Annotated in this window: 8 protein-coding genes and 1 pseudogene; 6 read left to right on the top strand and 3 right to left on the bottom strand. The window is 45.8% G+C overall.

Annotated features, from left to right (window positions below):
* Nucleotides 1-440, bottom strand: a pseudogene (locus WBA89_RS17560) (lipid-A-disaccharide synthase); the annotation flags it as partial.
* A gap of 36 nt (nucleotides 441-476) precedes the next feature.
* Here WBA89_RS17560 and WBA89_RS17565 point away from each other — a divergent pair.
* The 3 genes from WBA89_RS17565 to WBA89_RS17575 all read left to right on the top strand — a co-directional run bounded on the left by WBA89_RS17565 (nucleotide 477) and on the right by WBA89_RS17575 (nucleotide 1,489).
* On the top strand, nucleotides 477-953 hold the full coding sequence (locus WBA89_RS17565) for an ankyrin repeat domain-containing protein (RefSeq protein WP_424408464.1): 477 nt from the start codon (nucleotides 477-479) through the stop codon (nucleotides 951-953).
* Nucleotides 954-1,169: 216 nt separating this feature from the next.
* Nucleotides 1,170-1,292: a hypothetical protein gene (locus tag WBA89_RS17570; RefSeq protein WP_424408466.1), complete on the top strand. Its 123-nt coding sequence runs from the start codon at nucleotides 1,170-1,172 to the stop codon at nucleotides 1,290-1,292.
* Between the two features lie 38 nt (nucleotides 1,293-1,330).
* On the top strand, nucleotides 1,331-1,489 hold the full coding sequence (locus WBA89_RS17575; RefSeq protein WP_424408468.1) for a hypothetical protein: 159 nt from the start codon (nucleotides 1,331-1,333) through the stop codon (nucleotides 1,487-1,489).
* Nucleotides 1,490-1,595: 106 nt separating this feature from the next.
* Here WBA89_RS17575 and WBA89_RS17580 read toward each other — a convergent pair whose 3' ends face one another.
* Nucleotides 1,596-2,666 carry a calcium-binding protein gene (locus tag WBA89_RS17580; protein WP_424408469.1) on the bottom strand — a complete coding sequence of 357 codons (1,071 nt, stop codon included), beginning with the start codon at nucleotides 2,664-2,666 and terminating at the stop codon, nucleotides 1,596-1,598.
* A gap of 782 nt (nucleotides 2,667-3,448) precedes the next feature.
* Nucleotides 3,449-4,432: a calcium-binding protein gene (locus WBA89_RS17585; protein WP_424408470.1), complete on the bottom strand. Its 984-nt coding sequence runs from the start codon at nucleotides 4,430-4,432 to the stop codon at nucleotides 3,449-3,451.
* A 533-nt stretch (nucleotides 4,433-4,965) separates the two neighbouring features.
* Here WBA89_RS17585 and bchH point away from each other — a divergent pair.
* The 3 genes from bchH (at nucleotide 4,966) to WBA89_RS17600 (ending at nucleotide 10,174) form a co-directional block, all read left to right on the top strand.
* A complete protein-coding gene (bchH, locus tag WBA89_RS17590) occupies nucleotides 4,966-9,045 on the top strand; it encodes a magnesium chelatase subunit H (protein WP_424408472.1) in 4,080 nt (1,359 codons plus the stop codon).
* Nucleotides 9,046-9,142: 97 nt separating this feature from the next.
* A complete protein-coding gene (locus WBA89_RS17595) occupies nucleotides 9,143-9,757 on the top strand; it encodes a hypothetical protein (RefSeq protein WP_424408474.1) in 615 nt (204 codons plus the stop codon).
* 21 nt (nucleotides 9,758-9,778) lie between these two features.
* Nucleotides 9,779-10,174 (top strand): hypothetical protein, encoded by a 396-nt coding sequence (locus WBA89_RS17600; protein ID WP_424408476.1) that lies wholly within the window; start codon nucleotides 9,779-9,781, stop codon nucleotides 10,172-10,174.
* The last annotated feature ends 181 nt before the right edge of the window (nucleotides 10,175-10,355 follow it).

Genomic DNA, 10,355 nt, shown 5'->3' on the forward strand with positions numbered 1-10,355 from the left:
GCATATTTTTGGGGAACTTTAGCAAAAACTTCCGGTTTCATCGCCCCAAACTTATCAATCCAGCGATACCACCGCGCGTCCCATTCCGCATAAGTAACAGTGCGATATTTTAGCCTTTTGCCAATAACAACCGTAAAAAATTGGTCGCCGCCTAAAAATAAAACAACTCCGGTTTTGTGCCAGTCCCAATTTTTGGCAGTTTTGCCCGATAATAGGAATGAAAAAAAATGCTCCGGTGCTTGCACTCTGTCAACTTCTGGGTAGGAAGATGCGATTTCTGCTTCTTTCCCCGTGGCGTGCGGACAGGGGGACAGCACCACCGAAATTCGCGCTTCTGTGCCCCTGTTTGCCAATTGCTGGCGCAATGCTTGCACGGCGGGACGCACCCAAGTTGCCAATTCTCCGGGGCCGTTGGAGAGGATTAAAATATCGACTGTCATAGGATTTAATATTTGAGAGGATGCAAAGGAGATTTTATGACAAATTTAATTGATGCCGTCAAGATGGGTGATGTTGTGGCTGTGGAAAGTGCGATCGAACAACGCGCAGATATCAACGCCAAAGATGGCGAAGGCGCGACGGCTTTGACGGCTGCGGCTGAGGCTGGCAATGCTGAAATTGTCAAAAAAATCCTCGCAGCAAGCGCGGATGCTAACAGTCAGGATAATGACGGATGGACGCCGTTAATGAGTGCCGCTGCTGCCGGACATACCGAGATTGTACAGCTTTTGCTGGAAGCTGGGGCGGATGTGAATGCTAAAACTAATTTTGGTTTGACGGCTTTGATGAGTGCGGCGGGTAGCGGGCGCGCTGATGTTGTGCAGGTTTTGCTGGAGGCGGGTGCTGATATCAAAGCTAAGGATAATAATACTTGGACTGCGTTTATCTGGGCATCTTCGGAACATCATCACGATGTGGTTGAGGTTTTGAAGCTGGCGCGCGATCGGCATTAGAACTTTTGCAAAAATACAGTGCACCCCACCCCAACCTCCCCGAACTCGCGGGGAGGGGGCAAGATTATTTCTTGTTTCCCCCCTTAATAAGGGGGGACTAAGGGGGGTGAATTTGACTTTTCCAAGCCCTATATTAAAGACTTAGAAGCCGGGTTAATTGAATAAATCCGGTTTCTAGATGATACAATTAATTAATAAATTTGCCATTTTTCTATCATGGTACTACTCGATCGAGAAATGCGTTTGCCAACGGGCTCCGAGCTTCCTTCTTCGGATGATACTCCTGTGGATAACGAAAATCAAAACTCGATCAACCGTTTGAAGTTTACCAAACGATAAACGGCGAGTACGAACAACAAATTGGCAAACCTTTTTGGATGCCGGAAGTGGGTTTAGGAATTGGTCGAGGTCGATGTAGCGAGGGAGAAAGGCAGTTAGAAGTTTTGTATTGGTTTGATGAAAGAGGTAGCAGGTATTTGACGGCTGAAGAATTGGTAGTTAGATACCGCGATCGCTTTGGCGAGTTGCCACAATAGCAAAGTGCGTGAAGCGCAGCTATCCCGTAGGGAATCGCCCTTTTTGCGAATGTGCGATCGCACTCCCCAGCAGCGATCAGCCAAATCCCCAATAGCTTCGAGATTTCTACCCAAGTAGAGATAAAGAACCTCTAGATTCTGGTAATAAATTCAACTTGAGATTTCCGCCACCTTCAATAACAGCGATCGTGTCAAATCTACTAATTTCCGAACTTCCATCTGGACGGGAGACGAACAAGCCATTCGTTTGGATAGCTAAATCTCGATTGTTGTTGATGGGAAATATCAAAAATTCCTCTAAGGAAGGTTGGAAATCGCCTGTTGCTAGCTGAATGCTATCCTGACCTTGGGTAAAGTTCCGAATTGTAGCAAAGCCAGGCCCGATATATAACTTTGTTGGGGAACTGTTTCCCTTACCGCCAGTACCTTGTATGATGTCTCCGAGTACGAACTTATCGCGGCCGCTACCGCCAGTGAGAGTATCGAATTCATTACTGCCGTCACTTTCATAATTTCGACCGGGAATGGAAAAGGCATCACCTGTACCTAAACCTACTTCAACTCCAATTAATTCGGTATTTCCCACCCCAGCACCGGCAATCATGTCATTCCCGGAACTTCCGATAAAAGTCGCAGAGCGGCTAGGATCGCTTTTGCCGAAATTGAAGTAGTGTTCCCGACCAGTTTTCAATGCTCCCGATTCGACAAGCGGCCGAACATCAGGATTTTTTTGTAAGTATTCTGTTTCAAAAAAAGAAGTCCCAAACTGACCGTCTTTGATGCCGAATTGAATGAAATGCTGGTAGCCGTTTTTAAAAGTTCCATTCTGAATAAACGGCTGCAACTGTCGGTTATTTGCGATATAAAACGCTTCGTTATACTCAGCAGATACGCGAGTGCGACCTTCTTCGTAACCAAACTGGATAAAGTGGTCTAGCCCGGTCGCAAAAGCCGCATTTGGGTTGTTGGGGGTGCGGACTAAGGCAGCAATATCTGGGTTGCCCGCAAGGTAAGTAGCTTCGTCAAAATACCGCGATACTTTAGTTAAGCCGCCGGCTTGACCGTATTTTTCAAAGTGTTCTTGTCCAGATTTGATAACTCCTGTGTCAATTGCTGGTTTGACCCAAGGATACTGCGAAAGGTAGTATTTTTCGTCAAAAATTGCGTAGTTAGCCATGTTTTCCTCCTGCGGCTTTAATTTGCTGTTTGTGCAATTTATCAATCATCTGGAATTGAGACAATCACCCGATCGGGTGATTGTTTTTTTCAGTGTCTAATCTCATTTAAGCTCAATTAGCGATCGCACTCCCCAGCATCCAAAGACAAATCCTTAATAGCTTCGAGATTTCTACCCAAGAAGAAGTAGAGAACCATTAAGTTGTGGTAATACATTCAACTTGAGATTTGCGCCGCCTTCAATAACAGCGATCGTGTCAAAGCGACGGGTTGTATTGTTCGTCAAAAATATCGTAATTCATTTTTGCTTTTTTAAGTAAGAATGTAAAGTGCGATCGATCAAACTGTTTTACGGCACAATTGCCCAACCAATCAAAAGTCATCAATCATCAGCATTAGCTAGTGACTGATGACTGATGACTGATGACTGATGACTGATGACTAATCACTACTAATACCATTTTTCTTTCATATGTGCTATAGATGAAGTCTTAGCCCCCCCTTAATAAGGGGGGGTTGGGGGGGTAATATCTAGCGCTACTTTATGAAATCGCTACTAAGGAAGGAGCGAAAACTTAATAACTTAAACATTTCCTACAGTCTTCTCTCCTGTAAGTTGCAAGAAAGAAGGAGGCAGAGCCTCCGGATCTGCATTACCAGGCAGAGCCTGGTAACGAGCAAACGAGCAATCGCTAATCACTACTAAGAGGGCGGACACGCACCATCCACCGCCCCTACTGACTATTGACTAATGACTACTGACTACTGACCAATGACTAATGACTAACCAATTAAGAAAGTACCGTTACCGTTAGATTCTTGGAAAGTCAAACCCAAAGTTGCACCTCCTTCAATCACGCCCAGCACATCTCCAAAACGCTGGATTGACAAATTATTGCCAACCGGAGTCAGGTTGTAACCGTTTAAAGAAGTTCCTTGGAGTTGGATAAAATCGTTTTCTATATCGAAGTTCCGAATCGTAGCTTGACCGTTACCCGTATACAGCGGTGTCGGGGATGAATTCTGGGCTGCTGCTGGAACTCCGAGGACGAATAGATCAACTCCCGGACTGCCGGTCAGCACATCGAATTCGTTGGTGCCAAAGCTTTCATACTGCCGGTTCCCGTTGCGGTCGATACCTACTTCCACTCCGATAAGTTCCGCATTTCCCGCACCGGCACCAGTGATGATGTCGTTGCTGCGGCTGCCAACAAAAGTTGCGGCTCTAGACGGCTCGTTTTTGCCGAAATTGAAGAAGTGTTCGCGACCAGTTTTCAAGTTTCCTGAGTTGACAAACGGCACGATATCGGGATTTTCTTTTAAGTATTCGGGTTCAAAAAATGAAGTTCCAAAACGACCTTCTTTTGCGCCAAATAGAATGAAATGCTGATACCCAGATTTGAAAGTTCCGTTCTGAATAAACGGTTGCAGTTCTGAGTTGTTTGCTAAATAAAAGGTTTCGTTGTATTCGGGAGATACGGAGGCCCGGCGCTGTCCTTCATCGTAGCCGAACTGAATAAAGTGATCTAAGCCTGTGGCAAAAGGTGCGTTGGGATTGACTGTGCGGACAAAGGGTTGAAGGTCTGGGTTGGCGGCCAGGTAAGTATCTTCGTCAAAATACCGCGATACTTTTGTTAAGCCGCCGGCACGACCGAATTTTTCAAAGTGTTCTTTGCCGGAGTTGATGATTCCTGCATCAATGGCCGGTTTGACCCAAGGATATTGGGCTAGGTAGTATTGTTCGTCAAAAATTTCGTAGTTAGCCATGTTTTTATGCCTAGGTTTTGATGAGTTTGATTGTGAATTCCTATTAGCTTTTCATTCCTTCGATCGCGGATCGGGAACTTACACAATAGAGAAATTATAAAAGGGTTTTAAGTTCCTGAATAAAGATTAATTTTTGTGACACAGGAAATACCGAAAGGTTTTATTCTGTGTAGATAAATTATCCCTTTTTTCCATCAGTTAATTTCTCTATCGCAAGTATGATACTTTATCCAAGACTTATCACTTATTTCAGGATTTTTCGATCGAAATTTGGTTAATTTTAGATTTTTTTGTTTTAAAAATTATCTATATACATATAAGTTACAAGAAGTCAAGTAAATAATTGTGAACAAAAAATAGAGTGTTTGCTCAAGGAATTTGTCAAATAATGTAACGAAAAATCGTCATAAATTTGTCGAATTGTGTCATGTGCAGGCTCAAATCGCCCAATGGCAAGCGTTTTCTGGTAAAAATGCTTATGGGATAAAAAATTCCCGATTCCCGAAAACAGCATCTTAAAGGAGCCTAACCGGATGTTCACTCACGTCAAGCCCACCATTCGCCACATCGTGCCGGAAAACTTGCAGGGGCGATCGCTCATGAAGGTGGTCTATGTCGTACTAGAACCGCAGTATCAAAGCGCCCTGTCGGCAGCGGTTCGAGCGATAAATAACAAAAATCCGAATCTGGCAATAGAAATCAGCGGCTACCTGATCGAAGAACTCCGCAGCCCGGAAAATTACGAGGCATTCAAGCGGGATGTGGCCGATGCCAACGTATTTATTGCTTCTCTAATTTTCATTGAAGATTTGGCAGAAAAAGTGGTAGCGGCAGTAGAACCGCTGCGCGACAGCTTGGATGTCGCCGTTGTCTTCCCGTCGATGCCGGGGGTGATGCGGCTCAATAAAATGGGCAGTTTCTCGATGGCGCAGTTGGGACAAAGCAAAAGCGCGATCGGCGAATTCATGAAAAAACGGAAGGAAAAATCCGGGAGTTCCTTCCAAGACGGAATGCTGAAACTGCTGCAAACTTTGCCGAAAGTGCTGAAATATTTGCCGATCGACAAAGCCCAAGATGCCCGCAACTTCATGCTGAGTTTCCAGTATTGGCTGGGCGGTTCCCAAGAAAACTTGGAAAACTTCCTGCTGATGCTGTCACAAAAATATGTCTTCAAAGGCCAGGGGGCAACCACGGGGGGATTGCCCCTACAATACCAAGAACCCGTTGTCTACCCGGATATGGGGATTTGGCATCCCTTGGCACCAGGAATGTTTGAGGATGTCAAAGGATATCTGAACTGGTATAATGCCCGCACAGATATTTCGGCAGACCTCAAAGACCCCCTCGCACTCTGCATCGGTTTAGTGTTGCAGCGCACTCACTTAGTTACCGGAGATGACGCGCACTACGTCGCAATCGTGCAGGAATTTGAGGCAATGGGGGCGCGGGTTTTGCCGATTTTTGCCGGCGGTTTGGACTTCTCGAAACCGGTGGAAACTTTTTTCTTGGAAGTTGGGGCCAAAGGTGTGGCACCGCTGCCGATCGTGGATGCGGTAGTTTCTCTGACTGGTTTTGCTTTGGTTGGCGGGCCGGCGAAACAAGATCACCCAAAGGCGATCGAGACTTTGAAAAAGCTCAACTGCCCTTACATGGTGGCTTTGCCGCTGGTTTTCCAAACGACGGAAGAGTGGGAAAATAGCGATTTAGGTTTGCACCCGATTCAAGTTGCTTTGCAGGTTGCGATTCCTGAGTTGGATGGTGCGATCGAACCGATTATTTTGTCGGGACGTGATGGCGCAACTGGCAAGGCGATCGCCCTGCAAGACCGAATCGAAGCAATTTCCCAGCGCGCCATGAAATGGGCAATGCTGCGCCGCAAACCAAAATTAGATAAGAAAGTTGCGATCACCGTTTTCAGTTTTCCTCCCGATAAAGGCAACGTCGGAACAGCCGCTTATTTGGACGTTTTCGGCTCGATTTACGAAGTATTGAAAGCCTTAAAAGGTAACGGTTACGACTTGCCAGAACTGCCGGAATCTGCCGAAAAGCTGATGCAAGAAGTCATCCACGACGCCACAGCCCAATACCAAAGTCCTGAGTTAAATATTGCTCACCGGATGTCTGTAGCTGAGTACGAAGAATTCACTCCTTACTCGGAACGCTTGCAAGAAAATTGGGGCCCGCCTCCCGGACATTTGAACAGCGACGGACAAAATTTGCTGATTTACGGCAAACATTTCGGCAACGTATTTATCGGAGTGCAACCTACTTTTGGATACGAAGGCGATCCGATGCGGTTGTTATTCTCTCGTTCCGCCAGCCCGCACCACGGTTTTGCTGCTTACTACACATATTTGGAGCGCATTTGGGGTGCGGATGCGGTGCTGCACTTCGGCACTCACGGTTCCCTAGAATTCATGCCCGGTAAGCAGATGGGAATGTCGATCGATTGTTATCCTGACAGTTTGATTGGCAAAATTCCTAATCTCTATTATTACGCCGCCAACAATCCCAGCGAGGCAACTATTGCCAAGCGCCGCAGTTATGCTGAAACAATTTCTTACTTGACTCCTCCGGCGGAAAATGCTGGTTTGTACAAAGGTTTGCAGGAGCTCAGCGAGTTGATTGCTTCCTATCAAACTTTGAAGGATACGGGGCGCGGCGTGCCGATTGTGGATGCGATCGTGGAAAAATGCCGTTTGGTGAATTTAGACAAAGATATTGACCTACCTCCCGAACCCCCCCAACCCCCCCTTACCAAGGGGGGGCTAACCACATCTTCCGAACCCCCCCTTACCAAGGGGGGGCCAGGGGGGGTTGCGGCCCAAATGACTGCCGAGGAACGGGACAATTTAGTTGGCTTGGTTTACCGCAAGTTGATGGAGATTGAATCGCGGTTGTTACCTTGCGGTTTGCACATTATCGGGAAGCCGCCAACTGCTGAAGAGGCGATCGCAACTTTAGTAAATATCGCCAATTTAGACCGCGAAGAAGACAACTTGATCAGCTTACCGCGAATTATCGCCAACAGTCTGGGACGCGATATCGAAGAAGTTTACACCAACAGCGACAGAGGCATTTTAGTTGATGTTGAATTGCTGCAAAACATCACCCTAGCTTGTAGGGAAGCCGTGGGCGCTTTGGTGAAGGAACAAACCGACGCTGAAGGCCGAGTTTCCCTGGTTTCCAAGTTGAATTTCTTCAACATGGGCAAGAAAACACCTTGGATTGAATCCTTGCACGCAGCCGGTTACAAAAAAGTCGATCCAGAACCGATTAAACCGCTGTTTGAGTATCTGGAATTCTGCTTGCAGCAAGTTTGTGCCGACAACGAATTAGGCGCTTTGTTGCGCGCCCTAGAAGGCGAATACATTATCCCCGGGCCCGGCGGCGATCCGATTCGCAACCCGGATGTTTTGCCCACTGGCAAGAATATGCACGCTTTAGATCCGCAGTCAATCCCGACGACGGGTGCGGTGAAGTCTGCTAAAGTTGTCGTTGACAGACTATTAGAAAGACAGCGCACCGATAACGGCGGAAACTATCCCGAAACCATCGCCGTTGTGCTCTGGGGAACCGACAACATCAAGACTTACGGCGAATCCCTCGCCCAAGTAATGTGGATGGTAGGAGTCAAGCCAGTACCCGATGCTTTGGGCCGGGTAAACAAACTCGAATTGCTGTCTTTAGAAGAGTTGGGACGGCCTCGAATCGACGTAGTAATTAACTGTTCCGGCGTATTCCGCGACTTGTTCATCAACCAGATGAATTTGTTAGATAAAGCCGTGAAAATGGCAGCGGAAGCCGACGAACCTTTAGAAATGAACTTCGTCCGCAAACACGCATTGAAGCAAGCGGAAGAAATGGGAATCAACCTGCGCCAAGCAGCAACCCGCGTCTTTTCCAACGCTTCCGGTTCCTATTCGTCTAACGTCAACTTGGCGGTGGAAAACAGCACTTGGGAAACCGAAGCCGAGTTGCAGGAAATGTATTTAACCCGCAAATCCTTCGCCTTTTCTTCCGACAATCCGGGAACTATGGAACAAGACAGGCAGATTTTTGAGTCATCCTTAAAAACTGCTGATGTCACCTTCCAAAACTTGGATTCTGCCGAGATTTCGCTAACCGACGTGTCGCACTATTTCGACTCCGATCCGACTAAATTGATCGGCAGTTTGCGCGCCGACGGGAAGAAACCAACATCCTTTGTTGCTGATACGACGACAGCGAACGCGCAGGTGCGGACGCTATCGGAAACCGTGCGTTTAGATTCGCGGACTAAGCTGCTGAATCCGAAGTGGTACGAGGGGATGTTATCGCACGGTTATGAGGGCGTGCGGGAGATTTCTAAGCGTCTGGTGAACACGACTGGATGGAGTGCGACTGCGGGTGCGGTGGACAATTGGGTGTATGAGGATGTGAACGGTACGTTTATCCAAGATGAGGAGATGCAGAAGCGTTTGCTAAATCTGAATCCTCATTCGTTCCGCAAGATTGTCAGCACTTTGCTTGAGGTGAACGGTCGGGGTTATTGGGAGACTTCGGAGAGTAATTTGGATCGCTTGCGCGAACTTTATCAGGAGGTGGAAGACCGGATTGAGGGGGTAGAATAGGATAGTTTGGGGCAGGCTTTCGGGCCTGCCTCTTGACTAGAATAAATATTTCCTAAAATTCAGGTGACTAATCTATGTTCATCTCCTAAATCAAGAAATGAAAGATAATTTTTGGGGTTTAATCTGGTCTAGTTTTTTGGATATCCAAGGGATTTTGATTGGATTCATGGGGGTGGGAATTACAATTTTATTAACACGGTTTCCGGTAAAGACAAACATCCCTCTAGACTTAGCGATTGTTATTATATTTTTTATTTTATTGTTAATAGCCACTCTCTTTAATGCAGCCTCTAAAAGCTTCAGTGAATATAAAAAAGCCAAAGCCGAGTTTGAGAAGTTGATAATTAGAAATGGTGAACTAGAAGCAAAAGTAAATAGGCGTTTACTTCCTAAAATTTTATTTGCAAGACAGCCTCAAGGAAAAACGGGTCTAGAGATAGAATGTTTGCTAGAAAATTCTGAATTGCTTTCTAATAATACTTTTCTTTCTTTCTACTATACAGGTGAGGACGAATTTGAAAGGTTAATCGGAACGGGTGTCGCGATCACGGTTCAAGCGAATGGAAAAATTCAGGCTTTAATGGATAAGCCTGTTAGTGCTTATCAAGACATTTTGGAAAAGTTAGCCAGAAATGATGCTAAAATATTGGACAGGACTGTAGTCAAGCCTAGTATCACTAGGGATATGATGCAAAATATTTATACCCCTTAATAAAAGCTTCAGGAAAAAAATATGGAGAGTACCCAAGCCATCCAAGATGTCAAGGAAATAACCTTCCCTGCAACGGTTATTTCAATTATTAACAGCTACAAGCTAGCTATTAATAGAGGAACGATACATGGTTTAAAAGAAGGTCAAAGGGTGCTGGTATATCGATTGAGTGAAGAAGAACTCCGAGATCCAAATACTGGGGAATCTTTAGGATATTTAGAAATCGTTAAAGGTAAAGGACGGGTTATTCATGTCCAAGAAAAAATGTGTACTATTGAATCCGATCAAAAGCAGTTTCGGCGGATGGCTACTAAACGAACAGGTATATACGGTTCTGGTGAAGAGGTGATGGAAACCTTGGATGAGTTAGTACCTTTTGAAGACGCTGAAGTTGGAGATATGGTGAAACCTATCTAATTATCGCAGGCGAATTTAGAGAGTGAGTGCGATCGACCAAATGGAGTGTATCCACATCATCTCTGCAAGAAAAGCCACTCGTCAAGAAAAAAATACCTACTATGACTATCTCGCCCAAACGACTTGAAGAATTAGAAAATATTCCAGAATCTGCGATCGATACCTCTGATATTCCTGAGTT

It is taken from the genome of Microcoleus sp., assembly GCF_049646505.1.
Taxonomy (GTDB): Bacteria; Cyanobacteriota; Cyanobacteriia; order Cyanobacteriales; family Microcoleaceae; genus Microcoleus.